We start from the raw sequence: 26,490 nt of genomic DNA, 5'->3' as shown, positions 1-26,490 counted from the left end.
CACCCCGCCGGCCGGTCCGCCGGCCCGTGCGGCGGGCGCATGGCCTCCGCCCGTGGCGGCCGCCGCGCGCATCAGGTGTGCGCCGTCAGTCCGAGGCGGCCGCCGCGCTCAGGGCGAGACGGTGCTCACCCGCGTACACGTTCATGGAGGTGCCGCGCAGAAACCCGACCAGGGTCAGCCCGGTCTCGGCGGCCAGATCGACGGCGAGCGAGGACGGCGCCGAGACCGCGGCCAGCACCGGAATGCCCGCCATCACGGCCTTCTGCGCCAGCTCGAACGAGGCCCGGCCGGAGACCATCAGCACACAGGACGACAGCGGCAGCCTGCCCTGCTGGAGCGCCCGTCCGACGACCTTGTCGACGGCGTTGTGCCGCCCCACGTCCTCCCGGACATCGAGCAGCTCCCCGTCCGTCGTGAACAGCGCCGCGGCATGCAGGCCCCCGGTCCGCTCGAACACCCGCTGGGCGGCCCGCAGCCGGTCGGGGAGGGCGGCAAGCGTCGCCAATTCGATACGGACCGGGGTGTCGGGAGAGGTGTCCAGCGGCCAGCGGGCGGTGGTGCGCACCGCGTCCAGGCTGGCCTTGCCGCACAGCCCGCACGACGACGTCGTATAGACGTTGCGCTCCAGGGTGATGTCCGGGAACGGGACCCCGTCCGCGAGCCGGACATCGACCACGTTGTAGGTATTGGAACCGTCCTCTTGCGCCCCCGCGCAGTAGACGATGTTCGCCAGCTCGTCGGCGCTCGCCAGGACGCCCTCGCTGACGAGGAAGCCGGCGGCGAGCGCGAAGTCGTCACCGGGCGTCCGCATCGTGATCGCCAGCGGCTTGCCGCCGAGCCGTATCTCCAGCGGCTCCTCGGCGACGAGGGTGTCCGGGCGGGTGCTCACGGCACCGTCGCGGATACGGATGACGCGGCGTCGCTCGGTGACCCGTCCCATGTCTGATCAGTCCCACTCGTCGATTCAGCGCTGCTGTACGTGTTGGTAGCCGAAGCGACCCTTGATGCAGAGGTTGCCATGGGTCACCGGGTTGTCGTGCGGCGAGGTGACCTTGACGATCTCATTGTCCTGCACATGGAGGGTGACATTGCAGCCCACTCCGCAGTAGGCGCACACCGCCGTCGTCCCGGTCTGCCCTGCCGCGTCCCAGGTGCCGGCGGCCCGCATGTCGAATTCGGACTTGAAGCCCAGCGCGCCGGTCGGACAGACCTCGATGCAGTTCCCGCAGTACACACAGGCCGAGTCGGTCAGCGCGGCATCGTGCTCGGCGGCGATCCGGGCATCGAAGCCGCGCCCGCCGACCGCGATGGCGAAGGTGTTCTGCCACTGCTCACCGCACACGTCGACGCACTTGTAGCAAAGGATGCACTTGTCGTAGTCCCAGACATAGAGGTCGTTGTCGACCTTCGGCTCCTCGTTCACACGGGCCGCGTCCGGGCCGAAGCGGTCCGGCTCGGCGCCGTACTCCTTGATCCACTCCTCGGCGCGCGGTGTGGTCGACAGATCGACCGAGGAGGCGAGCAGCTCCAGCACCACCTTGCGGCTGTGCCGGGCCCGTTCCGTATCCGTACGGACCTCCACGCCGGGCTCCGCGCGGCGTGAACAGGCCGGGGCGAGCGTACGGGCCCCCTCGACCTCGACGACGCACACCCGGCAGGCGTTCTTCTCACGTGAAGGCCCCCAGACGGTCGATGGCGGATTCGACGGCGTTCCAGGCGGTCTGCCCAGGACCGCAGATCGAGGCGTCCCGCATCGCCTGCCCGACCTCCCGCAGCAGCGCGAGATCACCGGCCGCTGCGGCGCCCGTGAGGTGCTTGACGCGGTGCAGCGCCTCCTCCTGGCGTACGGTCCCCACCCGGCAGGGCGCACACCGGCCGCAGGACTCGTCGCGGAAGAACTCGGCGATGCGCAGTATTCGGTCGAGCGCGGCAAGGGGAGGGAGCGGGCCCGGGGAGAGGAACTCAGGCCGAGGAGGGGGAGCCAGGTGGAGGAGAGGGGAGTCAGACGGAAGAGGTCGGGCTGATGTTCCGTCAGTTCTTCAGTTCGCGGCCGCCGAACGCGCCCGAGCCGTCCGCCGCGGCCCAGGCCGCATCCAGCCCCGCCTGGTCCAGCGTCCGCCAGTCCGGAGTCTCCTGGACTAAGAACCGTCCCAGCCGCCGTCCCAGCTCGACCATCGTCCGGCCGGTCACGCCACGCTCCGTGCCGTACGCGTCCAGCGCGTCCGGGCGCTCCGGTGCAGCGCGCAGCGCGGCCTCCAGTGCGGCGGCGTCCTGCAGCGCCTTGACCGCGCCGGCGCCGGTGTGCGGGCGGGCGACGGTGGCCGCGTCGCCCGCGAGCAGCAGCCGGCCCGCGGTGTAGCGCGGCGCCGTGAAGTCGTACATCGGCTGGATGAACACCTCTTGAGGGGGCGTCAGCCGCAGCAGCGCGCCCCAGTAAGGCGCGAGCAACTCGCCGGTGACATGGGCGAGATGGGTGTGCAGCGCCTCGGTGAGGGTGCCGGGCGGCAGGCTGGTGGGCGTGTCCAGGGCCAGGTCGAGACCGGCCGGCGGGGCGGTGTACAGGACCCAGTTGGCGCGATGGCCGCCGCGGCCGTCCGGGATGCGGTAGATGATGACATGGCCGCCGTCGAAGACGCCGTAGATGCAGTCCTCCTCCGCCCACGGGTCCGTCGGAAGGCCGGGGAGGTCGAGCTCCGTCAGCCGCTCGGCGGGTACGGCGCCGCGCCAGGCGAGATAGCCGGCGTAGCTGGGCCGTACATCGGGGAATGCCGCGTCACGGACCACCGAGCGATAGCCGTCCGCGCCGATGACCAGGTCGAAGCGCTCCGTGCCAGCGCCGCTGCCCGCCCCGTTGTTGCCACCGTCGAGATGGAGCGTGGCGCCGTCCGCGGTGTCGCTGACCGCGCGTACCGACACCCCCGAGCGGAATGCGGTGCCGGCGGGCAGTCGGCGGTGTAACTCCCGCCAGAGCGGCCCCCAGCAGTAGGAGCGGAACGGGAAGGGCAGCACTCCGACCTGGCGGCCGAGCGGAGCGGCGCCGTCGCGTACGTACCAGCGGCGGGTGGTCAGCTGCACCCAGGGCATCGCGGCGTCCAGGTAGCCGGCGGCCGCGAGCTCCGCGTAACGGGCGTTGTGCATCGCGAGGCCGACACCGCGGTCCGCGAGGCGGCCGGTGGTGCGTTCGTAGACGGTGATCCGGCCGGCGCCGGCGCGATGGGCGGCGAGTGCGGTGGCGCAGCCGGCGATACTGCCCCCGACGACGGCGACATCGGCCCCGGCGATCGGGACGCCGCCCCTGTCCATGCCTCTCTCCGTGCTCCTGCTGCCGCGCATTCGGCCACTCCCCACTGTCCGTCCGGCGGCCGATGGTCGGTCGGCCGGGTTCAACCGGCTGCATTCTCCCAGCAGTTGGTACCCGGACGACTGCGGTCCGTGATGCACATCACCAGGTCGCGCGGTGTGGTAAGGGGTGTGCTCGGTAGACTGTAGACGATAACCAATCGCCTTCCGTTCATTTCGGCCCACATCCGCACACGCGTCCACAGGGGGGGGCCTCGATGCTGTCCAGAGGGCTACCGCAGGGAACCGTGCCGAAGCTCGAACGACCCGGCCCGCTGCGCGAGCGCGTCTACGAAGCGCTGCTCGAACTGATCACCACCCGTGCGTTGCGGCCCGGCCAGCATCTGGTCGAGAGCGAGCTCGCGGGCCATCTCGGTGTCTCGCGGCAGCCGGTCCGCGAGGCGCTGCAGCGGCTCAACACCGACGGCTGGGTCGATCTGCGCCCGGCGCAGGGCGCCTTTGTGCACGAGCCCACCGAGGAGGAGGCCGACCAGCTGCTGACGGTCCGTACGCTGCTGGAAGCCGAGGCGGCCCGGCTCGCCGCGGCGAACACCGGCTCGGCCGGGATCGCGGAGCTGGAGCGGCTGTGCGCCAAGGGGGAGCGTGCCGTGCTGGACGACGAGGTGGATGTCGCGGTGGCGACCAACGCCGAATTCCACGCCAAGGTGATGGAGCTGGCCGGCAACGCCGTGCTGGCGGAACTGGCCGCGCAGGTCGGACGGCGGGTGCGCTGGTACTACACCCCGGTGGCCCGGCAGCGCGGCAAGCAGTCGTGGATCGAGCACCGCGAGCTGATCGCGGCGATCGCCGACCGCGACGAGGAGCGCGCCACCGCCGTCATGCGCGCACACACCGAGCACACCCGCCGTACGTACCACGAGCGCGAGGACTCCTGAGGAGCGCGGCCGCATACGCCGAACGGCTGCGCACCGGAGCGGGGTCATGAGCGGGGGAGTGCCGAAAACGGGGCAAGGTGGCCGATCGAGGGGGACGGAGGGATGGCCGGGCGTGGGCGTGGGTATGTGCCTGAGCCTGGGCCGGCGCCGATGCCTCCGCCGGGGCCGGAGCGCAGTCCCGGTACCGGGGCCGGGTGACCGGTACGGCCCGACATGAGCGGCCCGGTGGCGGGTTCTGTGGGGGATCCTGCCACCGGGCGTACGGGGGGAGTCGAAGGCGCGGGCCGAGCCTGGGCCGAACTCCTGCGCATCTCGGCGCTCTTCAGCGTCCCCGGCGATCTGCTCGCGGGCGCCACCGCCGGCACCACCGCCGCGTCCCTGCTCGGTGCACAGACCGTCACCGCCGCCACACCCACGGCCGCCCCGGCGGCGCACGGCCGGCGCCGGGTGCTGCCGCCCGGCCGCCTCGGCATCCAGCTCTACACCCTGCGCGACCAGACCGGGCTCCCTCGGCTTCGCCCGGGTCTTCGAGGAACTCGCTACCACATGGCCGATGTCGGCGACGGTGACATCGACTACCGGCGCTTTCTGGCCACCGTGAACCGCCGCAAGGGCCACGTCCACCCCGACCACCACTGGATCGTCGAGCGCGACAACGCCGTCGACCCGGCCGCCAACCCGGCCGGCTCGCCGTCCACCGCGGCCCGCTCCGCCCGCTACCTCCGGCAGCTGCGCGGCCAGCGCTTCCCCGGGGCTGGTCCAGCGGATCCGGTCTGGTCCAGTGGTTCGGTCTGACCCGGCCCGATCCAGCCTGGTCCAGCGGATCCGGGCCTGATCCGGCTCGATCCGGCCTGATCCGGTCGCCGCCGTTCCGATCCGCGAGACCAGCCCCAGCCGCCCGGCACGATCCGGGTAATGTTCACCCGATCACGATCAAGCACCACAAGCACAACCCGCACCACGCACCCGACCGACCACGAATGGCGAGACGCACATGAGCGAAGGGACAGCACCGGCGGCCGGCGAAGCGGCCTCCGTCGCCGACCAGGCGGCCCGCGAGCGGCTGCTCTACCTGCGCAGCAGCATCGACAACCTCGACGCGGCCCTGGTGCATCTGCTCGCCGAGCGCTTCAAGTGCACCCAGCAGGTCGGTGAGCTCAAGGCCCGGCACAGCCTGCCGCCCGCCGACCCGGCCCGCGAGGCCGCGCAGATCGAGCGGCTGCGCCGGCTGGCCGAGGACGCCAAACTGGACCCGGCGTTCGCCGAGAAGTTCCTCAACTTCATCATCGACGAGGTCGTCCGCCACCACCGGGCGATCGCCGACCGCACGCTGGAAGAGGCCGGGGAGCCGACCGGACCCGCCGCCGGCTGAGCCGCCCACGCAGTACGGACGAGGGTGGGCGCTGCCCCCGCGGCACCGCCCACCCTCGTCATATACCCGCCCCGCCGCTCTGGGCCAGATCATCTCCCGGCTGATCGGCCGGGGATTGGGCGCCACATCCCGCACCCGTATACGCCCCGTATACGCCCCGGCTGATGCAGCAGCAGGGCGAATGCCGCCGCGGTGTGCGCGCCCTGACCGCCGATCAGCAGCATCGGGGACTCGGTGCGGAAGGCGTTGGCGACGCCGGTGACCGCGTCCGTGGTGCCGGGGCCCGCGGTGACCACGGCGCAGCCGGGCTTGCCGGTGATGCGGGCGTAGCCGTCCGCGGCATGGGCGGCGACCTGTTCATGGCGTACGTCCACCACTTCGATGCCCTCGTCGACGCAGCCGCCGTAGATATCGATGATGTGGCCGCCGCAGAGCGTGTAGATGCGGTCCACCCCCTCCGCCTTGAGCGCCTCGGCGATCAGGTGCCCTCCGGAGATGAGGTCTTGGGCGTCGTCGGGCATGGGGCATCGCTTCCCTTCATGGGGTACCGACCGGGTCGGTAAATTGCATATCCCTCATCGAATCGCCGATGCCCAGAGGGGTGTTGGCGATCGAGCCAAGGAGCGAGCACGGACCTGTTCGAGCATCAGGCAAGGGAACTCTTCGACAGCTACGGCGTGTTGGTGCCGGTCGCCGAGGTCGCCGAGGTCGCCGAGGTCGCCGAGGTCGCCGAGGTCGCCGACAGCCCGGCACAGGCCCGCGCCGCCGCCGAGCGCCTCGGTGGCCGCGCGATCGTCAAGGCCAGGTCAAGACCGGCGGCCGGGTCAAGACCGGCGGCGTCGAACTCGCCGCCGCGGCAGCGCTCCCGCTGTCCGTCGTCCCGACCCTGTGCGCCCTGTGGCAGGTCCTCGTCCGCGAGGACGCGCTGCTCGTCGAGGCCAATCCTCTGGTGCGCACCGCCGACGGCGCGATCCTCGCCCTCGACGGCAAGGTCACCCTGGACGACAACGCGCGCTTCCGGCAGTCCCGTTGGGGCGTGGAACCGGCACACGACGGTCGCGACCCGCTGGAGGCCGAGGCGGCGGCCAAGGGCCTTCACTACGTCAAACTCCACGGCACCGTCGGGGGCATCGGCATCGGCATCGGCATCGGCATCGGCATCGGCATCGGCATCGGCATCGGCAACGGCGCCGGCCTGGTCATATCCACCCTCGACGTGGTCGCCGGCGGCGGCGCCCGCCCCGCCAACTTCCTCGACATCGGCAGCGGCGCCTCAGGCAGGACCACGGGCCACGCGGGCGCCCTCGTCTCCGGTTCGGCCGGTGGCGCGCAGGCCAAGAAGGACGCCCTGGAGGCGGCCGGATGGGGGTACCTCCCATGCCCTTAGGGCATGGGGGAGCGTCGTTCGCACCCCCACCGAAACGGCGCAACTCGTCCGCGACCACCTCGCCCACCGGTCGCCTCACCCAGGTGGCCCCGCCGGCCACGCCGAGTGACACTCGCCATACCTGACGCCGGACCGTCCCGCAGCGCCACCACTCCCACTACCGTCCAGTAACGGTTCCTACGGGAGCCGCCGAGCGCCACCACCCTGCCCCTCCGGCCGTGCACCGAGAGCGGAGACACACGATGGCCACCACCCCCGAAACCACCCCGGGCCCGCAGTCGAACGCGAGCAGCGCACCCGCCCCGACGCTCACCCTCAAACCCGGAACGTCCTGGCAGGACGCCTGGCAGCGCAGCCTCGCCGCCGCCCCCGAAGCGTTCCGCGACGACCATGCGCTCAACCTCTGGGCCGCCACCTGGCACTCGGACGGCGACCCGCTGCCCGCCACCAGCCCCGTCGACGGCACCCCCATCGCCGGCCCGCCGCGCCTCGACGCGGAGACCGCGCTGCACGCCGTACGTGCCTCCCTCGACCAGCACCGCGCCTGGCGCCATGTCCCGCTCGCCGAACGCAAGGCCCGGATCTCCGCCACCCTCGACGCCCTCACCGAACACCGCGAACTGCTCGCCCTGCTCCTCGTCTGGGAGATCGGCAAGCCCTGGAAGCTCGCGCAGGCCGATGTCGACCGCGCCATCGACGGCGTCCGCTGGTACGTCGCCGAGATCGACCGGATGCTCGCCGACCGCACACCGCTGCCCGGCCCGGTCAGCAACATCGCCAGCTGGAACTACCCCATGTCGGTCCTCATCCACGCGATGCTCGTCCAGGCGCTGGCCGGCAACGCCGTGATCGCCAAGACCCCCACCGACGGCGGCCTGGTCTGTCTGACCCTCGCCTGCGCCCTCACGGCCCGTGAGGGCGTCCCCGCCACCCTCGTCAGCGGCAGCGGCCGGGAACTCTCCCCGTCCCTGGTCCGCTCACCCGAAATCGGCTGTGTCTCCTTCGTCGGCGGTCGGGACACCGGTGCCCGCGTCGCCACCGCCGTCGCCGACCTCGGCAAACGCCACATCCTCGAACAAGAGGGCCTCAACACCTGGGGCATCTGGAACTTCACCGACTGGCCGGCCCTGACCCCCCTCCTCCGCAAGACCTTCGACTACGCCAAACAGCGCTGCACCGCCTACCCCCGCTTCGTCGTCCAGCGCGACGCGTTCGCCGATTTCCTCGCCGCCTACCTCCCGGCCGTACGCAGCGTCCGCTTCGGCCACCCGCTGGCCGTCGCCGACCCCGCCGACCCGCTGCCCGAACTCGACTTCGGCCCCCTGATCAACGCGGCCAAGGCCAAGGAACTTGCCGACCTCACCACTGAGGCGATCTCCCGGGGTGCCGTCCCGCTGCACCGCGGCAGCCTCGCCGACGGCCGCTTCCTCCCCTCCCAGGACACCTCCGCCTACTTCCCGCCCACCACCCTCCTGGCCCCGCCACCCTCGTCCCCCCTCCACCACGCCGAACCCTTCGGCCCCGTCGACACCATCGTCCTCGTCGACACCGAAGCCGAACTCCTCGCCGCCATGAACGCCAGCAACGGCGCCCTGGTGGCCAGCCTGTCCTGCGACGACAAGGACACCTACGACCGGCTCGCGCCGCAGATCCGCGCCTTCAAGGTCGGCCATGGCAAGCCCCGCTCCCGCGGTGACCGCGATGAGCTCTTCGGCGGCTTCGGCAACTCCTGGAGCGGCGCCTTCGTCGGCGGCGAACTCCTCGTCCAGGCGGTGACCGAGGGCCCGTCACCCGAACGACTCCCGGGCAACTTCCCCGACTACCACCTGATGCCGTAGCCCCGCCCCGCCCTGCCCCACTCCGGTCACGACTCCGCTCCCTGAGGAGCGGACGGCGAGCTACCGATCCCCTGCCGGTCGGGATACGAGGCGAACCGCCGATCCGCCGCCGACGGCACCGCACGCTCCACCGCCTGCACCAGGAGCGTGCGGTGCCGCAGCAACGGCTCGCCCCTGCCCCTCTGGCGCGAGCACCAGCAGATCATCAGCAGCAAAAGCGCCCGTGGCCTGCACGGCCAACTGAAATGCGTGACTTGTTCCTCATTGCCCATAAATCGAGGTTATGTCCAGCCGGATATGCAGGTGAAAGGCACTCCGAAACCTTGGTATTGTTGTCCATGTCGCCGCGGGGAACGCCCCGTGAAGATCACACCTTGTCCGGGTGGCGGAATGGCAGACGCGCTAGCTTGAGGTGCTAGTGCCCTTTATCGGGCGTGGGGGTTCAAGTCCCCCCTCGGACACTTTCGGGACGATCGCGAGATCGTCCCTCTCTCTTTCACGAGTTACCGGTTGAATCCTTAGGGATCACCGGTAATTCGTCGTTCATGGGGCTTTGGACCCTGCGGTCGGCTCGGTGAGATGATGACCGCCGCCCTCGTTCTGGCTGCGCAGCCTGGACCGTGCCTCCTGCCGGGCAGGGGGCGCCGCTGTTCCTTCTTACTGCTGTTGACTCTCCTCCGACGAGTGCCATGCCTCGGAAGCTTCCTTGTGCGTCGATGCGGTCGTCGTTGCGGCCTTCACGGCGGCGAGACCATTTTTCGAGCAAGGGCAGACGCAGGTGGTCTGTTCTGGCCCGGGAGATACCGCGGTCTCCGTAGAACGGAGGCATCGTCAGGAATCGTGAGGTCGATCAAAGGCACGTCCAGCAGGGCTGGGCCCGGCCGACGCGCGTGGGAAGGCAGCCGCTCCAGGAGCCCGCTCTGCCGCATCAGACGGAAGATGTCGTTGGCGACGTGGTCCTTGACCTCGGTGCCGGGGTTGTCCGGTGCCGGGCGTAGTGGAAGGCCGGAATTGCCGTGACGTCAGCGGAAGAGTGCGGCGAGCAGATCATCGCCGATGCGGCGCACGGGCTCCAGGTTCAGCTGGTAGTACGCGCGGCGGCCGGCGCGGTCGACCGTCACCAGGCCGGCCTGGCGCAGGCGGGCGAGATGCCGGGAGACCTGAGGCAGGGTCATGCCGCTGCGGGTGGCCAGTTCCGAGGGGGTGAGGGGTTCGCGTGCGATGGCCCGGGCGATGCGCTGACGGCCGGGGTCGCGGAGCACTTCGAGCCGGCGGTGGACATCCGCGTAGTTGGGCTGTGCGGCGCCGTCCGTGAGCGGCGGGTACTGGATGACGGCTACCGGCCCCGGCTCGTGCTTGACCAGGACGTGGGGGCGGCCGAAGACCGAGGGCACGACGAGAAGCCGCGTGGTGGCGACGTTCACGATGCCGTGGTGGAACTTGTCGAAGACGACCCGCGGTGGCCCGCTGCGGTATGACGCCGAGGGGGCCAGTCCGGCCAGTGCCTGGCCGGGGCCGCTGCGTTCGATGGCCGCGCGCAGCCGTGGCACATGGGTGGCGATCGTACGAGCTGCCCGCGTCAGGTCCGGCTCCAGGGCCTGGGCTGCCGCAGAAAGCAGGGCGAGCAGGTCGGAGCGCAGTTCGTCGGGAGCGTCGAGCAGTCGCCGGGCGAGCTCGGCTCGGGCTGTGGAGCGCAGCTCGGCCGCGGCCAGCAGGCCGTCTCGCTGCGTGGAGTCGTGCAGTACCCGGTCCAGCGGCGCTCCGGAGTTGCCGCCGCGGACCGCATAGCCGGTGAGCTCGGCGAAGCGTTCGAGCGGCAGGTCCGCGATGTCGGCCAGTTCGGCGTCGAGCGAGCGGTCTGCCGCCGCGCGCAGGGGCAGGAGGTACCGGGCGCGGTAGGAGGCCCACAGCGGGGCCCAGTCCATGATGCGCTGCCGAAGCCCCGCGGGCAGGGCCGCGACCGACCCCTCATCCTGGGCAGGGCCACCGCTTCCAGGGCCCTCGGTGTCCAGGTTGCGGGCCCACCGGACCGTGGCGGGGTGGTGCTCGGCTTCCGTGTAGGCGTGGAGCGCCGCAGTGAGCTCGGCCAGCGGCGAGGCGCCGACGACAACGCTGGACGGGGCCGCTCCGGCAAGCATCAGGACAACGCTCATCGCCGTCTCCTGTTCACTGCCGCACCTCGGTCGCTTACCGCGAGTGCGGTAACCATAGTCGAAGCGGTTCGGGCAGCTCCTAACGTTCCGGCAACCCCAGAACGTCGCACCTCCCGGAGCATCCATGCATTCCCTTGTCCCCGATTTGCGTGCCGCCGTGTGCGAGCACCGGCCTGCGTTGAAGGAGCTGAGTCTCAAGCTGCACGCCATGCCGGAGACCCGGTTCGAGGAGTATTACGCCGTCGAACAGCTCACCGGCCGGCTCGCCGCAGCGGGCTTCGAGGTGGACAAGGGAGTCGCGGACCTGCCGACCGCCTTCACCGCCACCCACCGGGGTGTGGCGGACGGCCCGACGATCGCAGTGCTGCTGGAGTACGACGCGCTGCCCGGCATCGGTCACGGGTGCGGCCACAATCTCATCGCGGCCGGTGGCCTGATCGCCGCTCTCGCCGCCGTCGCAGTCCGGCCCGGCCACGCCGGGACGCTGAAGGTGATCGGCACGCCGGGTGAGGAGGGCGGCGGAGGCAAGATCCTCATGCTGGAGCGCGGCGCGTTCGAGGGCGTGGACGCGGCGGTGATGTTCCATCCGGCCGACCGCAGCCTGCGGGCCCGGCATGCGCTGGCCGCCAGCCACCTGCGGCTGACCTTCCACGGCGTCGCCGCGCATGCCGCCAAGGCGCCCTGGGACGGCCGCTCCGCAGCCGCCGCCGCGCAACTGTTTCTCACGGCGGTCGACTCGATGCGGCAGTTCATTCCGCCGACCGCCCGCGTCCACGGCATCGTGACGCACGGGGGCGACGCCCCCAACGTCGTGCCCGAGCATGCCGAACTGGACATCTACGTACGCGAGGCCACCTCCGCAGCCCTGGACGCGCTGCTGGTCCGGGTACTCGCCGCTGCCGAGGGCGCTGCACTGGCCACCGGCACCACGGTCGAACACGCCGAGACCGCGCCCCGCTACACCGAGCGCAACAACAACATGACGATGGCCGACCGGCTCGCCGCCCACACCGCCGGCCTCGGCCTGGAACTGGAGCCGCCGTCCCCTGCGAATCCGGCAGGCTCTTCGGACATCGGCAATGTGTCCGTGAAGCTACCCGTGATCCATCCGTACGTGCAGATCTGCCCCCGCGGGACTCCCGGGCATTCCGCGCAGATGCGCGAGGCAGCCCGTACGCCGGAAGCCCACGCCGTGACCGAAACGATCGCGACCGCCCTCGCCGCCCTGGTCCTGGACCTGCTCGGCGACCCGGAATTCCTTACCTCGGTGCGCGAGGAGTTCCACACCTCGGTGCGCGAGGAGTTCCACGCATCCGTGCCCGCTTGTGCCCCCGACCGCTGTCAGGAGTCGTGATGGCCGCTTCCTCCCCGCCGGACCTGGCGTCCAATGCCCTGGTCAACACGTTCTTCAACGGGGATCTCATCGCCCAGACCTTCCCCCGGCTGATCACTGAGGGGCTGCTCAACACCGTCATCATCGCGGCCGGTGCGATCGTCGTCGGCATCGTCATCGCCCTGCTGGCGGCGATGCTGCTGCTGTCGAACCGCTGGTGGATACGGCTCCCCGCCCGGCTGTACGTCGACATCTTCCGCGGCCTGCCGGTGATCATCACAGTCATGTTGGTCGGCGTGGGCCTGCCCGCCGCCGGAATCCGCCCCTTCGGCACCGACCCCTTCGGCTACGCCATCCTGGCGATCGGCATCATCTCCGGCGCGTACACCGCGGAGATCTTCCGCTCCGGCATCCAGAGCGTCGACCCCGGCCAGCTCCAGGCGGCGCGCAGCCTCGGACTGAGCTATCTCAAGGCGATGCGCCTGGTCGTGGTGCCGCAGGGCATCCGGCGTGTGCTGCCGGCGATGGCCGGTCAGTTCGTCAAGGACATCAAGGAGAGCTCGCTGGTGTACCTGCTCGGCCTCGCCGCCGGGCAGCGCGAGCTGTACTTCATCGCGCAGGAGGAGGTCGCCCGCACCTACAACTCCTCCCCGCTGATCGCCGCCGGCCTGTGCTACCTCTGCCTGACCATCCCGCTGACGTACTTCGTCAACCATCTCGACAAGCGGCTGCGCGAGGGCCCGAAAGACGGCAACCCCCTGGCCGTCGCCGACGCGGACGTCCCCCCGGCCCCCGTATCGGCCACCGCAGGAGTGAAGGCATGACCGCCATGACCAAGGCCCCGGCCACCCCCGCCGCTCTGCGGGTCACCGGCCTCAGCAAGAGCTACGGCAGCCACACCGTGCTGCGCGACATCACCATCGACGTACGCGCCGGCGAGACCCTCTGCCTGATCGGCCCCTCCGGCTCCGGCAAGTCCACCCTCCTCAAGTGCCTCAACCTCCTGGAGACTCCCGACTCCGGCGAGATCTGGCTCGGCGAGACCTGCCTGACCGCCGCGCGCGCCGACGTCGACGCCGCCCGCGCCCGTATCGGCATGGTCTTCCAGCACTTCAACCTCTTTCCGCACCTGAGCGTCGAGCGCAATGTCACGCTCGCCCTGACCTCGGTCAAGGGCATGGGCCGCGAGCAGGCCCGGCAGAGCGCGCTGCGCCGCCTGGCGGAGGTCGGCCTCGCCGCCTTCGCCGACCGGCGGCCCGCCCAGCTGTCCGGCGGCCAGCAGCAGCGCGTCGCCATCGCCCGCGCGCTCGCCATGGAGCCCGAGGTGATGCTCTTCGACGAGGCCACCTCCGCGCTCGACCCCGAACTGGTCAAGGACGTGCTCGCCGTGATGCGGGACCTCGCATCGGCCGGCATGACCATGGCCGTCGTCACCCACGAAATGGGCTTCGCCCGGGAGGCCGCCGACCGCGTCGCCTTCATGTGCGACGGCCGCCTCGCCGAGATCGACACCCCTGACCGGATCTTTGAACGCGCCGACCACGCCCGGCTGCGCCAGTTCCTCTCCCAGGTCCTCTGAACGCCCGTCCCCCGTACAGGAGCCCCTCCCATGCACAGCACCCTGCGCAGATCACTTCTCGCCGGCGCCGCGGCCACCCTGCTGCTCCCCCTCACCGCCTGCGGCGGTGACAGCGACAGCAGCTCGGCGAAGGCCTCGACCGCCAAGTACAAGCTGGTCCAGAACGGAGTGATCACCGCCGGTACGCAGGCCGAACAGCCGCCCTTCGCCGTGACCGACGCCTCCGGCAATCCCACCGGCTTCGCCGTCGACCTGATGAACGAGGCCGCCAAGCGCCTCGATGTGAAGGTCCAGTACAAGACCACGAACCTGCAGGGCATCCTCGCCGGGCTGTCCGCCGGGCAGTACGACATCGGCGTCGCCGGTGTGGGCGCCACTCCCGAGCGCGCCAAGCAGGTCTCCTTCACCGCCCCGTACTACTGGGGCTTCACCTCCGTGGTGACCAAGAAGAGCGGCAAGGAGACTCAGCTCTCGGACTTCGACGGCAAGCGGGTCGGAGTCGTCAGCGGCGCGGTCCAGGAAGCCTTCATCGCCAAGAAGATGCCCCGGGCGAAGCTCGTGAAGTTCAAGGACCAGACCGCGCTGATCTCACAGCTGCTCTCCGGCGGAGTCGAGGCGATCGTCCTCGGCGGCGCCGACGCCGACGAATACGTCAAGAAGCAGCCCGTACGCATCGCGGTCGAACAGGACAGCCTCCAAGGCAGCGCCTTCCCGCTGCGTAGGAACGGCGACCCGAAACTCCTCAAGGACCTCGACGCCCAGATCGACGCGATGATCGACGACGGTACCTACGTCACGTTGTACAAGAAGTACTTCCACGACCCGATCGCCGCCGACCTGATCAAGAAGCGCCTCCACCTCGCCAAGCAGGTCGAGGGAACCGACCTGGCCCCCGCGAAGAAGTAGTCCCCCGCGAAGAAGTCATACGGACCACCGGAGGCGCCCCTCTTCGACGGGCGCCTCCGGCCGCGCATCACGGTGCCAGGGGCTGCTCCGTCCAGATCACCTTGCCGGCGGCGGTGTAACGGGTGCCCCGGCGTTCGGTGAGCTGAGCGACGAGGGATCGGCGTGCGGGAGAGCCTTCAGCACCGCCGATCAGGTCGGCTGTGGTGGGCGATCGGGGTGGGCCAGCGCACGGCGCAGCTCCTCCAGGCCAACCTCGATGTCACGGTGGCGGTCCGCGACGAGCCCATCGGTGAACAGGACCAGCTGGCTGCCCTCCGCGATGTCGAGTTCGGCGGTTTCGAAGGGCAGGCCGCCCAGGCCCAGGGGCGGTCCGGCGGGCAGCTCGGGGAAGTCCACGGTGCCATCGGGGTGTACCAGGGCCGGTGGGAGGTGACCGGCCCTGGCCAGGGTGGCTCGTCCGGAGACCGGATCGTACGCGAGCACTCCGGCCGCCCCGCCGAGCAGCACCGGCAGGCGGCGATTGACCTCGGCGGGCCCAGGTTGCGCCGGGTCGTGCATCGCCGCATCCGGACGGTCGCCGCTGTCCTCCTCCCGGCGGATCGTCTTGCCGGGGTGGGGACTTGGGGAGCGCGGTGACCTTGGGGGCTGCCCTCCCCAGGGCCGTATGCCCCACCTCACCGGCCGCCGTCACATGGCGCCAACGGGGGAGGTGATCAACGGGCTTGGGAGGGCAGCGCCGATGGTCGTCCCTCCGTCATTCGGTGTCTGTGGTGATGGCCTTCAGCATCGGGATTCTCGCGGCCTGGCGGCCCGGCCAGAGGGAGGCGAGGACGCCGATCGCGGCGGTGGCGAGGAAGAAGAGGATCGCCCTGTCCCACGGGATGACGAGGGGGACGCTTTCCTGGCCGAGGACGGCCGCCGCGCCGATCGCGCTGCCGGCGATGAGACCCAGTGCGGAGCCGAGGAGGGAGATGGTGACCGATTCGAGCCGTAGGACGGAGCCGATGCCTCGGCGGTCCAGGCCAAGCGCCCGTAGTACGCCGATTTCCCGGACGCGTTCGAAGACGGCCATGCCCATGGTGTTGACCACCCCGAGGGCCCCGATCAGCACAGTGACGCTGAGCATGGCGTACATGATGTTCAGGAACGGGCCGGTCCTGGCAGCGGCTGCCGCCCTTACGTCGGTGCGGTCCTGTACGAGGAGCGCGGGGTTGTCCAGGGTGTGCCGGATCTCCTGCCGGAGCGCGGCCGTGCGGCCGTGGGCGGCGTTGACCAGGACGGATTCGACACGCGGCCGGTGCTCGGTGTCGGCGGTGCGCGGCAGCGTCCTGTCGGAGAGGAGGGCGGGGGCCAGGGCGTCCGAGCCGTCGTAGATCGCCACGATGGGCAGGCTGGTCTTCGTGCCCGAGTTGTTGAGCGTGCCGGTGACGCGGGAGCCGAGCCGCCAGCCGTGGTCGGTGGCCGTCTTTTCGGTGACGGCGATGCCGTGGTCGAGTCGGTCCAGCGAGCCCTTTCGGACGGTGACTGCTGCCAGGCGTTGCACCGTGGCGGGGTTGACGGCGTTCGCCGGCAGGGAGTTGCCGCCGGAGACGTCGAAGTAGGTGTGGATGACCGGGGTGACGGCCTCGGCGTCCGCGAGCCGTGCCACACGGGCGGCGGTGTCGTCGCCGATCTCGGCGAAGTCGACGGCCGTGATGCGCAGGTCCGAGGTCATGGAGCGGTCGGCGTCCTGCTCATCCATGCGGTTCACCGAGCAGACGACCACGGTGACGGCGGTGATCACCGCGAGACCGACCATGAGGGTGGTCGCGGTGGCCGCCGTTCGCCGTGGATTGCGGCGGGCGTTCTCCACGGCGAGTTTGCCGCGGATGCCTGCCAGCCGGGTCAGCGGGGAGCGCAGCAGCCCGGTGACGCCCAGAGCGAGCAGCGGGGTGAGGATGATCAGTCCGATCAGGAGGATGGGTGCGGCGCCGTAGAGGAGGTTCTGGCTGCTGACGGCGGCAGCGACCAGGAGGGCTCCGAACGCGGTGACCGCCAGGCCGATGGCGTTGCGGCGGCGCAGCGAGGCGGCGGTGGGCGGCTCGCTGGTGCGCAGCGCCGCCACGGGCGGTACGGCCGCCGCCCGGCGGGCCGGCAGGTACGCGGACAGTACGGTGACGCCGATGCCGACCGCGAACGCCGCGATGAGCGGTGTGACGGAGAAGATGTGCAAAGGGGCACTCGGCCCTCCGGTGACGCCGAACAGGCTGCTCAGCAGCGCCGCGACCCCGATGCCCAGCACATAGCCCGCGACCGAGGCGACCGTTCCGACGAGGACGGCTTCGGCCAGGACCAGCCGCATCACGTACTTCCTGGTGGCGCCGACCGCGCGCAGCAGGGCATGTTCGCGGGCGCGGGCCGCACTGAGCATGGTGAAGGTGTTGGCGACCAGGAGGGTGGAGACGAACAGGGCGATGCCGGCGAAGCTCAGCAGCAGTGCGGTGAGCTTCTGATTGTCGTCGGCGGAAGCCGCTGCCTCGGCGTCCAGGTCCGCTCGTGTCACGGCCCGCAATCCGGAGGGCAGCATCTTCTGCGCCTGTTGGGCGAGCTGGGTCTCCGGCGTGCCGTCGGCCGCGGTCAGGGTGATCCCCGAGTAACTGCCCGGGGCGGGGGCGAACTGCTCCTGCGCGGTGCGGGTGTCGAAGGCGATGAGCGTGCCGCCGGCCGCCGAGCGGCTGTCCTGGGCGGTGAAGATGCCGACCAACCGGGCGCTCCGGGCGGTGCCGTTGACAACGATGCGCACCCGGTCACCCACCCGGCGCCCGGCCCGCTCGGCGGCCTGCCTCTCGACGGCGACCTCTCCGGCGGCACGGGGGCCGCGGCCCGCTGTGAGCGGGTAACGGGGGTCCTTGCCCGTACGGTCGGGGACGTAATTGATGCCCGCGGCCTGGTTCAGATCGCCGACCAGGGTGCCGTCGGAGCCGGCGAGGAAGGAGCGGCCCTCCACAGTGCCGCGGGCCGCGGCCGCCCCGGGCAGCGCGCGCAGCCGCCGCAGCAGTGTGTCATCGAGGCGGGGGCCGCCGCCGGCGGAGTCCGCGGGCCGCGAAGGGGCGGAGCGGTCCGCTGTGATCTCAACGGAGACATCGGGTTGGGAGTTGGCCTGTGCGCGAGCCACGGCCGTGCTGACGGACTCGCTGTAGATCAGCGATCCGGTCACGAACGCCACGCCCAGCAGCACGGCGAGGGCGGGCATCGCGAAACGGAGGCGGTGGGAGCGCAGGGTGCGGACAGCGGCGCGGAACATCGACGGCCTTCGGGAGGGGATCGGTCGGTGGGTCGTCACGGTCGGCCGACTCGCTGCGAGACGTCGAATGCCTTCATCTGTTCCAGCACCCCGGCCGCGGTCGGGTCCGGCATCTCGTGGACGAGGCTTCCGTCGGCCAGGAAGAGGGCACGGTCGGCGTGGGCCGCGGCGACCGGATCGTGGGTCACCATCACGATCGTCTGGCCCAACTCCTTTGCGGAGGACCGCAGGAACGACAGGATCTCGGCCCCCGCCCGGGAGTCGAGGTTGCCGGTGGGCTCATCGGCGAAGACGATCGCCGGCCGGGTGGCCAGGGCCCGGGCACAGGCGACCCGCTGCTGCTGGCCGCCGGACAGCTGGGCGGGGCGGTGACCGAGGCGGTCCGCCAGCCCCAGGATGTTGATCAGGTCCGACAGCCACGCCTGGTCAGGGGTGTGCCCGGCCAGATCGCACGGCAGGGTGATGTTCTCCCAGGCGGTGAGGGTGGGCAGCAGGTTGAACGCCTGGAAGACGAAGCCGATGCGCTCGCGCCGGACCTTGGTCAGCTGGACGTCGTTCAGCGAGCCCAGGTCGGTGTCGCCGATGCGCGCCGTACCGGACGTGGGGGTGTCCAGTCCGGCCAGGCAGTGCATGAACGTGGACTTGCCGGACCCGGAGGGCCCCATGATCGCGGTGAACTCGCCGCGCAGGAAACGGGCCGACACCCCGGCCAACGCCACGACGCGGGTCTCGCCCTCGCCGTAGACCTTGGTCAGACCGTCGGCGGCGGCGACCACCGCGCCCGGCCTCTCGGGGGACGACAGGGCGTCCGTCCTCTGATTCATCGCATCGCTCCTGGACTGCTGCTCGTGGAATGGCGGCCGGGCCGAATGACGGGGGAGGGGCGCGGCCGGTGGTCTCCGGGGCGTCCCCGGAGTCCGATCCTTCGGTGTGCGGGGGGTGCGGCGGATCCACCGGAATGCCGAAGCGGGGCGCCCTCTCCCTCGGCCGAAAGGCTGAGGTGGCGTGCGTGGTGCTGCCGTAGCGTGACCTGCCATGATCTCCGCGTTCCGGGCCCGTTCCCGTACCCAGCAAGCCCTCTTGTGCCTCGTCGGCGCTGCACCGGTGGTCCTCGTGGTGCTGGAGGGGCTGAACGCTCCGTACCTGCCGGTGGCCGCGGCGACGGCGGTCTCCGGGGTGCTGTGCCTGGCCGCCCTGGTCGTCCCGGAGCGCCTGTTCGTACGGCAGGTCGCACTCGCCACGGCCGCCTCGTGCGCGCTGACCGTGGTGGAGACGCAGCTGCCGCACCGACCCGAGAACACCCCGGGCCTCGTGGAGCTGTGCGCACTGCTGCTGCTGATCACCCGCGCCATGCGGCGCCACCATCCCTGGAAGGCGGTCGCATTGGCCGCGGGACCGGCTCTTGCCGCCGTCCTGCTGCCTTTGCGGATTGCCGAGTGGGACCACCATCTCAAGGACCTGATCACCCTGATCGCTGTGTTCGCGGTGCCGTTCATGGTGGTGCTCGGTTGGTGTCTGCGCCTGTGGGACACGCTGCGCGAACGGGAACGGGAGGCCATCCGGCAGGCCCAACGCCTGGAGCACGCACGGGAGTTGCACGACTTCGTGGCGCACCACGTCACGGCGATCGTCGCCCGGACCAAGGCCGCGCGCTTCGCGGCCGCGGCCGGCCAATCCCAGTCCCCGGAGGACCTGGACCGGATGCTCGCCCAGATCGAGCGGGCCGGATCTCAGGCGATGGGGTCGATGCGCGCCATGGTCTCCGACCTGCGGGACACCACCGCACCCGCCGCGACCCGTCCCGCGGGCGACCTGGGCGGTCTGCGCGACCTCACGCAAGAGTTCTCCGTGGCGGGACCGCCCGCGGCCCTGACCCTCGACCCGCGGCTCGCCGACCGCCGGCTCCCGCCCGAGATCACCACCACGGTGCACCGCGTGGTGCAGGAGTCACTGACCAACGTCCGCAAGCACGCGACCGGAGCAGACCGGGTCGAGGTGCGGGTCGAGGTGCGGCCCGACGCCCCGGACCGGCTGGAGGTCTCGGTGACCGACGACGGCCGGGGCGGCACTCCGGCCGCCCGTGAGAAGGCGGACGGGCGCGGCTACGGCCTGATCGGTCTCGCCGAGCGGGTCGAGGGGCTCGGCGGGCGCATCACCGCCGAGCCGCAGGACGGCAGCGGCTGGCGCGTCCTGGCCGTCCTGCCCCTGGACCCCGAATCCTCCTCCGGCTGATGGCCGGCGTACCTCCTGCGATCATGTCCGGCATGACGATCCGGGTGCTCATCGCCGACGACCAGGAGATGGTCCGTGCCGCGTTCCGCATGATCCTGGACTCCCAGCCGGACATGGAGGTCGTCGCCGAGGCGGCGGACGGGGCCGCGGCGGTCGAGCAGGCCCGGCGGCTAAGGCCCGAGGTCTGCCTCCTGGACATCCGCATGCCCGAGCTGGACGGCCTGGAAGCCACCCGCCTCCTCGCCGGGCCCGGCGTCCAAGACCCCTTGAACGTCCTCATCGCCACGACCTTCGACCTCGATGAATACGTCTACAGCGCCCTCCGCAACGGCGCCTGCGGCTTCCTCCTCAAGGACGGCGCTCCCGGCCTGCTCACCGAAGCGGTGCGAGCCGCGGCCGCGGGGAACTCGCTGATCTCCCCTTCGGTGACCGTCCGCCTGCTCGCGCACATGGCGCCGCATCGCAGCCGGCCGGCCACCTCCGAGGCCCGCCCGGTCCGTACCGGAAAAGCCGGGCCGGACGGGCTGGTCGAGCCCCTGACCCAGCGTGAACTCGACGTCGTACGCCTTGTCGCGCGCGGACGTACCAACGAGGAACTGGCCGCCGAGCTTTACGTCACCCTGTCCACGGTCAAGACCCACCTCGGCAACGTCCAGCGCAAGCTCGCCGCCCGCAACCGCGTCGAGATCGCCGCCTGGGCCTGGGAGAACGGGATCTGCACCGGCGACCAGGGCTGACGGCCCCTTACGCTGTCCGCGCGGCGACGACCCTGCGGAACAGCGCCTGGACGGCCACGGTGACATCGTCGGGGGAGCCGTGACGGCAGGGCCCGGCGTAGGCGTGGGTGAGCTGGTTCCCTTACTCACGGTGCAATTCCTTCCGGGTCGGCCAGAATGCTGGGACTGCTGTGCCGGCCCTGGCCGGCACTTCTCATGTGGCTGCCCGCACGGACCAAGGGGGCAGGGTCCGGGGTGCTCGACCCGCGGGAAGTGGCGGAGCTGTCGATGGCCACCAGCGGATACCCCTGTTGATCAGGGGTTTCCTGCATTCCGGGCGACGATCGGCCCAAGATCGCGCGCGGCGAGCGCGCATCGGGCGTTATGCCCGAAATTTCTTCTCTATCTCCTGTTCCATATCCTTTGAGCGGATGTATCCTGATAGTCGGCCTACGGGGCGAGCGAGGGAGTTCGACCGGAGTGGCCTCGGGGAAGGGAGCTCTGGCTCTCGCCGAGGACGTGAACAAAGGTCGGGCTGAGAGGCTGAAAGGTCGTAAAGACCGGACGGCGACCCCCAAGCACCTGATCCGGACAATGCCGGCGAAGGGAGCCCACCTCGTAGGTCTTCAGTGTGCCCACGAGGGCTTCTGCGCGCCGAGGCCGCCTTCCGTGCGCCTAGCCCTCTTTGATCATGTCCGCACACTTCTCCCCGATCATCATCGTGGTGATGCACGGATTCACGGCCGTCAGGAACGGCATCACCGAGCCGTCGGCCACCCGGAGACCGGTGACTCCCTTGACGCGAAGCTGGGGGTCCAGGGGGGCCGCCTTGTCGTTGGGGGCGCCCATCTGGACGGTGCAGCCGGGGTGGTAGACGGTGTTGTGGGTGGCGCGGATGTAGTCGAGGAGGTCCGCGTCGGAGTGCGCGGAGAGGCCGGGGGCGAGTTCGGTGCCGGCCCAACTGGTCATCGGCGCCTGGGAGATGATCTCGCGGGCGAGGCGGAGGCCTTGGGTCATCACCCGTACATCGTGTTCGTGGGTGAAGTAGCGCGGATCGACCATGGGCTTGTCGCGGAAGTCGCGGGTGCGCAGCCGTACGGTGCCCAGGGAGCGGGCCCGGGTGACGTTCGGGGTGAGGCAGAAGGCGTTCTCCGAGGTGGGGTAGCCGCGGCGGTAGGTGTTCATGTCGAAGGGCACGGAACCGTAGTGGAACATCAGGTCCGGACGGTCGAGGCCGGGCTCGGTGTCGGCGAAGATGCCGATCTCCCACCACTGGGTGGAGGAGGTCACCATGGGCTGCTTGGCCTCCCACATGATCACGCCCTCCGGGTGGTCCTGGAAGTTGGAGCCGACGCCGGGGGAGTCGACGATCGGCTCGATACCGGTGGCTCGTAGGTGGTCGGCCGGGCCGATGCCGGAGAGCATCAGCAGCTTGGGGGAGTCGATGGCGCCGCAGGAGACGATCACCTCACGGCGGGCGTGGACGGTACGGGTGTGGAACAGATCGGGGGAGAGGTAGTCCACGCCGGTACAGCGCCGGGACGGATCGAAGTTCAGGCGTCTGGCCTGGAATCCGGTGCGCACCTCAAGGTTGCGGCGGGTGTCCATCACCGGGTGGAGGTAGGCGGCCGAGGCGGAGGAACGGGTGCCGTCGGGGCGGCAGTTGATCTGGAACCGGTGGGCGCCGCGGATGACGGTCCGGCCGGTGTTGAACGGAGTGGTCGGGATGCCGGCCGCCGCGCAGGCCTCCAGGAGCGCCACACCGCACGGGTCGTGGGGCGGCACGGTGCGCAGGGTGACCGGGCCGCTGCGGCCGTGGTGGTCGCCGGGCGCGTCATTGGTCTCCAGCCGCTGGTAGAGCGGAAAGCAGTCGGCCGCGCTCCAGCCCGTACAGCCCCGCGCGGCCCACTCGTCGAGGTCCTCGGCCGGCGCCCAGAAGGCGATACAGGAGTTGTGCGAGGAGCAGCCGCCGAGCACCTTGGCGCGGGCGTGCCGCATGAAGCTGTTGCCGTTCTCCTGTNGCGGGCGTGCCGCATGAAGCTGTTGCCGTTCTCCTGTGGCTCGACGGGGTAGTCCCAGTCGTAGCCGGACTCCAGCAGGCCCATCCAGCGGTCCAGACGCAGCACATTGTCGTCGCCGACGTCGGAGGGGCCGGCCTCCAGGACGCATACGGTGACGGCGGGGTCCTCGCTGAGCCGGGCGGCCACCACGGCGCCGGCCGTGCCGCCGCCGACCACGACATAGTCGAACTCGTCCACTGGGGCCTCTTGGGACATCGTGCCGTCTCCAGGTCAGGGGGTGGGGGCGCCGGGGGTGCCCGAAGAATCGCTGTCGGGGCCGACGGCGGCGTGCATGGCCAGGACGCCCGTGCGCTTGCGCTGGACGAACCAGTAGTAGGCGAAGCCGCCGATGGCCACGACTCCGATGAACAGGAAGGCGCCCCAGCGCAGATACCAGTGCTGCGGGCCGGTCGCGTTGTAGACCGCGGCGCGCGGCCAGGCGAGATTGAGGGACATCCCGAAGCCCCAGAGCACGGCGAGGATGTTCACCGGGAGGCCGAACCTGCCGAGCGAGAACTTCCCCTTGAGCGGGGTCCAGTTCCCGCGCAGCCGCTGGACCAGCATCGGCAGGGTGACCGCCAGATACGCCAGATAGATCATGATGATCGCGATGCTGGTGATCACCGAGAAGATCTGCGGCTGATTGACGTTGATGACCAGGATGCCGACCGCCACCAGACCGATGACGACGGCGGGCAGCACCGGAGTCTGGAAACGCGGGCTGACCTTGGCGAGCAGCGAGGAGGCCGGCAGATTGTTGTCCCGGGCCATCGCGAACGCCAGCCGGATCCCGGCGGTGTGCACCGCCAGCTCGCACACGGTGATCGCGATCACCACACACCAGAGCACGATCTGCCCGATCGTCGAGCCGAGGGTGGCGAGCACGACGTACTGCAGACCGTCCACGGAGAGCTCTTCGGCGTGCAGATCCGGTACGGAGAGCAGCGCGAAGAGCAGGATCAGCCCGCCGATGACGAAGGACGCGACCAGCGCGCGCAGGATCGCGCGGGGGGCGTTGCGGCCGGGGTCCTTGGACTCCTCACCGAGCGACGAGGCCGTGTCGAAGCCGTACATGACATACGCCGAGGCCAGTGACGCGGTCAGGAACGCGCCGAAGTAGCCGAGACTCTCGCCCTTGCCCAGGCCGAAGGTGTCGGTCAGCGCGCCGGGGCCGCGGGTGACGTGCGCGGCGAGGAGAATGACCAGGATGACGGCGGCGATCAGCTCGATCGCCACACCCGCCGAGTTGATCCGGGCCATCAGCTTGACGCCGAAGGCGTTGACCAGGGTGGTGAAGGCGACGAGGACGGTACCGAGCAGTACGGCGTTGGCGGCCGCGGACTTGCCGGTGCCGTCGCCGATGAACTGGAACCACGACGAGATCTGCGGCAGCGTCACCTGGTACGCCAGCGCCACCGCGGACAGCGAGACCATCGTGGCCGTCAGCATCATCCAGCCGCCGAGCCAGCCGATGTGCGGGCCGCCGAGCTTCTTGGCCCAGTTGTAGATCGACCCGGCCACCGGGTAGCGGGCGGCCAGCTCGCAGAAGCACAGCGCCACCATCAGCTGGCCGAGGAAGACCATCGGCCAGGACCACCAGTACGCCGGGCCGCCGTGGGCGATACCGAAGTAGAACAGCTGGAAGGTGCCGGTGAGGATGGAGATATAGCTGATCCCGGCGGCAAAGGTGTGGAAGTTGCCCAGGGTACGCTTGAGTTCGGGCTTGTAGCCGAGTTCGGCGAGCGAATCGTCGTCGTGCGAGCCATCGGCCCGGGTACCGGGGCGGCGGGGCTCGGGTTCGGTCACTCGAACCACCTCTGCGGACGTGGCGCCGTATTGCGCCAGACATGCTTGGCCTCCTGGTACTCGGCCAGCCCCGCAGGACCCAGCTCCCGCCCGACGCCGGACTGCTTCATGCCGCCCCACTCCGCCTGCGGCACGTAGGGATGGAAGTCGTTGATCCACACCGTCCCGGCCCGCAGACGGGCGGCGACCCGGTGGGCGCGCTCGCTGTCCTGCGTCCACACCGCTCCGGCCAGCCCGTACACCGTGTCGTTGGCGAGCGAGACCGCCTCGTCCTCGTCGCGGAACCGCTCGACGGTCAGCACCGGGCCGAACGACTCGTCGCGGACCACGGACATGTCCGGGGTGCACTCGTCCAGCACGGTCGGCAGATAGTAGTAGCCGTTCGACAGCGACGGGTCGTCCGGCGCCGAGCCGCCGCAGAGCAGTACGGCCCCCTCTTCGAGCCCGGCCGCCACATACGCCTCGACCTTCGCGCGGTGCGCGGCGGAGATCAGCGGGCCGGTACGGGCATGCTCGTCGAACGGCCCGCCGAGCCGGATCCGCTGGGCGCGGGAGACCAGCTCATCGACGAACGCATCGTGCAGCTCGTCCTGGACGAGCAGCCGGGCGCCTGCCGAGCAGACCTGCCCGGAGTGCAGAAAGACCGCCATCAGGGCGTAGTCGACGGCGGTGTCGAAGTCGGCGTCCGCGAAGACGATGTTCGGGTTCTTGCCGCCCAGCTCCAGGGCGATCTTCTTCACCGTGGGCGCCGCCGCGGCCATGATCCGCCGGCCGGTGAGCAGACCACCGGTGAACGAGACCATGTCCACCCGCGGGTCCTCGGTCAGCAGCGCACCCACCATCGGGCCGGTGCCCAGCACCAGATTGGCGACGCCGGCCGGCAGACCGGCCTCGGCCAGCAGCCGCATCAGGTGGATGGCGGTGTGCGGGGTCAGCTCGCTCGGCTTCAGGATGAAGGTGTTGCCGGTGACCAGGGCGGGGGCGACCTTCCAGGCGGTCTGGAGCAGGGGGTAGTTCCACGGCGTGATCAGCGCACAGACGCCGACCGGCTCGTGCCGCACCGAGCTGTCCGTCTCCGCGACGCCGGTGTCCACCACCCGGTCCGTGCCGCCGGCCGCGCCGAGGTTGCCGAAGTAGCGGAAGCAGCCGGCGATGTCGTCCATGTCGTACGCGCTCTCGACCAGCCGCTTCCCGGTGTCCAGGGACTCGGCCCTGGCCAGCAGGTCCTTGTCGCGCTCCAGCAGTTCGGCGACGCGCAGCACCAGACGGCCGCGCTCGGCGGCCGGTGTGCGCGGCCAGGGGCCGTCGTCGAATGCCAGCCGGGCAGCGGTGATCGCCGCCACCGCGTCCTTCGGCCCGCCCTCGTCGACGGTCGCGACCAGCGTGCCGTCCGCGGGGCAGCGGATCTCGCGCACCTGCCCGTCGGCCGCTGCGGTCCACTGACCGCCGATGAACAGCTCCGGCATGGTGGTGCCTCCGGTCTCCGGGCTCGTACGAGGCGGCAGCGGCGGGCGCGAAGGCGGCTATGTCATCGGGGAGCTGGTGGCCGGCGAGTACACCCTCGCCTCCAGCGCCCCGGCGTACCGCCCG

General features: G+C 70.7%; 18 protein-coding genes, 1 tRNA gene and 7 pseudogenes. 13 read left to right on the top strand and 13 right to left on the bottom strand.

The genetic code is table 11. The annotated features are described in order from the left end of the window. Positions 1–85: 85 nt before the first annotated feature. The 4 genes and pseudogenes from fdhD to DY245_RS22575 form a co-directional block, all read right to left on the bottom strand. Complete coding sequence (gene fdhD / locus DY245_RS22590) at positions 86–940, bottom strand: formate dehydrogenase accessory sulfurtransferase FdhD (protein WP_128509063.1); 855 nt, start codon at positions 938–940, stop codon at positions 86–88. Between the two features lie 24 nt (positions 941–964). Beyond that, positions 965–1,666 (bottom strand): annotated as a pseudogene (locus tag DY245_RS22585) (4Fe-4S dicluster domain-containing protein); the annotation flags it as partial. Between the two features lies 1 nt (position 1,667). Continuing rightward, positions 1,668–1,946 (bottom strand): annotated as a pseudogene (locus DY245_RS45325) (NADH-ubiquinone oxidoreductase-F iron-sulfur binding region domain-containing protein); the annotation flags it as partial. 85 nt (positions 1,947–2,031) lie between these two features. After that, positions 2,032–3,303: an FAD-dependent monooxygenase gene (locus DY245_RS22575; RefSeq protein ID WP_128509061.1), complete on the bottom strand. Its 1,272-nt coding sequence runs from the start codon at positions 3,301–3,303 to the stop codon at positions 2,032–2,034. 254 nt (positions 3,304–3,557) lie between these two features. Here DY245_RS22575 and DY245_RS22570 point away from each other — a divergent pair, with 254 nt between their 5' ends. From DY245_RS22570 to DY245_RS22560, 4 genes and pseudogenes are all read left to right on the top strand, one after another. Continuing rightward, complete coding sequence (locus DY245_RS22570) at positions 3,558–4,235, top strand: GntR family transcriptional regulator (protein ID WP_128509060.1); 678 nt, start codon at positions 3,558–3,560, stop codon at positions 4,233–4,235. 213 nt (positions 4,236–4,448) lie between these two features. Continuing rightward, positions 4,449–4,773 (top strand): annotated as a pseudogene (locus tag DY245_RS48370) (hypothetical protein); the annotation flags it as partial. Positions 4,774–4,781: 8 nt separating this feature from the next. Beyond that, entirely contained in the window at positions 4,782–5,030 is a 249-nt protein-coding gene (locus tag DY245_RS48365) for a hypothetical protein (protein WP_425329430.1), read from the top strand. 199 nt (positions 5,031–5,229) lie between these two features. Next, positions 5,230–5,607, top strand: a complete 378-nt coding sequence (locus tag DY245_RS22560; RefSeq protein WP_128509058.1) for a chorismate mutase — start codon at positions 5,230–5,232, stop codon at positions 5,605–5,607. Between the two features lie 113 nt (positions 5,608–5,720). Here the strand turns inward: DY245_RS22560 and DY245_RS22555 are convergent. Further along, positions 5,721–6,128 (bottom strand): annotated as a pseudogene (locus DY245_RS22555) (thiamine pyrophosphate-binding protein); the annotation flags it as partial. Positions 6,129–6,883: 755 nt separating this feature from the next. Between DY245_RS22555 and DY245_RS47890 the strand changes: the two are divergent. The 3 genes and pseudogenes from DY245_RS47890 to DY245_RS22530 form a co-directional block, all read left to right on the top strand. Further along, positions 6,884–7,103: pseudogene (locus DY245_RS47890) on the top strand (hypothetical protein); the annotation flags it as partial. A 133-nt stretch (positions 7,104–7,236) separates the two neighbouring features. After that, on the top strand, positions 7,237–8,832 hold the full coding sequence (locus tag DY245_RS22540; protein WP_128509056.1) for an aldehyde dehydrogenase family protein: 1,596 nt from the start codon (positions 7,237–7,239) through the stop codon (positions 8,830–8,832). 376 nt (positions 8,833–9,208) lie between these two features. Further along, positions 9,209–9,293 (top strand) — tRNA-Leu (locus DY245_RS22530). Positions 9,294–9,854: 561 nt separating this feature from the next. On the opposite strand, the gene DY245_RS22525 is transcribed toward DY245_RS22530, so the two are convergent. Next, positions 9,855–10,985: an ArsR/SmtB family transcription factor gene (locus tag DY245_RS22525; protein WP_128509055.1), complete on the bottom strand. Its 1,131-nt coding sequence runs from the start codon at positions 10,983–10,985 to the stop codon at positions 9,855–9,857. A gap of 178 nt (positions 10,986–11,163) precedes the next feature. Between DY245_RS22525 and DY245_RS22520 the strand changes: the two genes are divergently transcribed. The 4 genes from DY245_RS22520 to DY245_RS22505 are packed head-to-tail and all read left to right on the top strand — an operon-like array spanning position 11,164 to position 14,803. Next, on the top strand, positions 11,164–12,339 hold the full coding sequence (locus tag DY245_RS22520; protein ID WP_244943199.1) for an amidohydrolase: 1,176 nt from the start codon (positions 11,164–11,166) through the stop codon (positions 12,337–12,339). Further along, the gene (locus tag DY245_RS22515; protein WP_128509053.1) at positions 12,339–13,142 is read left to right on the top strand and encodes an amino acid ABC transporter permease; all 804 of its coding nucleotides are present in this window, start codon (positions 12,339–12,341) and stop codon (positions 13,140–13,142) included. The genes DY245_RS22520 and DY245_RS22515 overlap by 1 nt, the downstream gene beginning before the upstream one ends. Beyond that, on the top strand, positions 13,139–13,897 hold the full coding sequence (locus DY245_RS22510) for an amino acid ABC transporter ATP-binding protein (protein ID WP_128509052.1): 759 nt from the start codon (positions 13,139–13,141) through the stop codon (positions 13,895–13,897). Before DY245_RS22515 ends, DY245_RS22510 begins: the two co-directional genes overlap by 4 nt. A 30-nt stretch (positions 13,898–13,927) precedes the next feature. Then, positions 13,928–14,803 carry a substrate-binding periplasmic protein gene (locus DY245_RS22505; protein WP_128509051.1) on the top strand — a complete coding sequence of 292 codons (876 nt, stop codon included), beginning with the start codon at positions 13,928–13,930 and terminating at the stop codon, positions 14,801–14,803. A 192-nt stretch (positions 14,804–14,995) separates the two neighbouring features. On the opposite strand, the pseudogene DY245_RS22500 reads toward DY245_RS22505, so the two are convergent. The 3 genes and pseudogenes from DY245_RS22500 to DY245_RS22490 all read right to left on the bottom strand — a co-directional run. Then, a pseudogene (locus DY245_RS22500) lies at positions 14,996–15,301 on the bottom strand (SpoIIE family protein phosphatase); the annotation flags it as partial. Between the two features lie 256 nt (positions 15,302–15,557). Further along, positions 15,558–18,086 carry an ABC transporter permease gene (locus tag DY245_RS22495; RefSeq protein WP_128509049.1) on the bottom strand — a complete coding sequence of 843 codons (2,529 nt, stop codon included), beginning with the start codon at positions 18,084–18,086 and terminating at the stop codon, positions 15,558–15,560. Positions 18,087–18,121: 35 nt separating this feature from the next. Then, complete coding sequence (locus DY245_RS22490; protein ID WP_128509048.1) at positions 18,122–18,910, bottom strand: ABC transporter ATP-binding protein; 789 nt, start codon at positions 18,908–18,910, stop codon at positions 18,122–18,124. 211 nt (positions 18,911–19,121) lie between these two features. Between DY245_RS22490 and DY245_RS22485 the strand changes: the two genes are divergently transcribed. Together DY245_RS22485 and DY245_RS22480 are read left to right on the top strand one after the other, a co-directional pair. Further along, positions 19,122–20,318, top strand: a complete 1,197-nt coding sequence (locus tag DY245_RS22485; protein ID WP_128509047.1) for a sensor histidine kinase — start codon at positions 19,122–19,124, stop codon at positions 20,316–20,318. A 23-nt stretch (positions 20,319–20,341) separates the two neighbouring features. Next, positions 20,342–21,055, top strand: a complete 714-nt coding sequence (locus tag DY245_RS22480; RefSeq protein WP_425329429.1) for a response regulator — start codon at positions 20,342–20,344, stop codon at positions 21,053–21,055. Positions 21,056–21,709: 654 nt separating this feature from the next. On the opposite strand, the pseudogene DY245_RS22475 reads toward DY245_RS22480, so the two are convergent. The 4 genes and pseudogenes from DY245_RS22475 to DY245_RS22465 all read right to left on the bottom strand — a co-directional run. After that, a pseudogene (locus tag DY245_RS22475) lies at positions 21,710–23,054 on the bottom strand (GMC family oxidoreductase); the annotation flags it as partial. Position 23,055: 1 nt separating this feature from the next. Next, the coding region (locus DY245_RS46605) for a lycopene cyclase family protein (protein WP_244943198.1) at positions 23,056–23,310 on the bottom strand (255 nt) is incomplete at its 3' end. Positions 23,311–23,325: 15 nt separating this feature from the next. Further along, the gene (locus DY245_RS22470; protein ID WP_128509045.1) at positions 23,326–24,900 is read right to left on the bottom strand and encodes an APC family permease; all 1,575 of its coding nucleotides are present in this window, start codon (positions 24,898–24,900) and stop codon (positions 23,326–23,328) included. Continuing rightward, positions 24,897–26,366, bottom strand: coding sequence for an aldehyde dehydrogenase family protein (locus DY245_RS22465; RefSeq protein WP_128509044.1), 1,470 nt, complete (start codon positions 26,364–26,366; stop codon positions 24,897–24,899). The genes DY245_RS22470 and DY245_RS22465 overlap by 4 nt, the downstream gene beginning before the upstream one ends. Between the last annotated feature and the right edge of the window lie 124 nt (positions 26,367–26,490).

Source organism: Streptomyces inhibens (assembly GCF_003389455.1).
Classification (GTDB): Bacteria; Actinomycetota; Actinomycetes; order Streptomycetales; family Streptomycetaceae; genus Streptomyces; species Streptomyces inhibens.
Note: the sequence above shows the minus strand (reverse complement) of the source record. Positions and strands in the feature narration are given on the sequence as shown.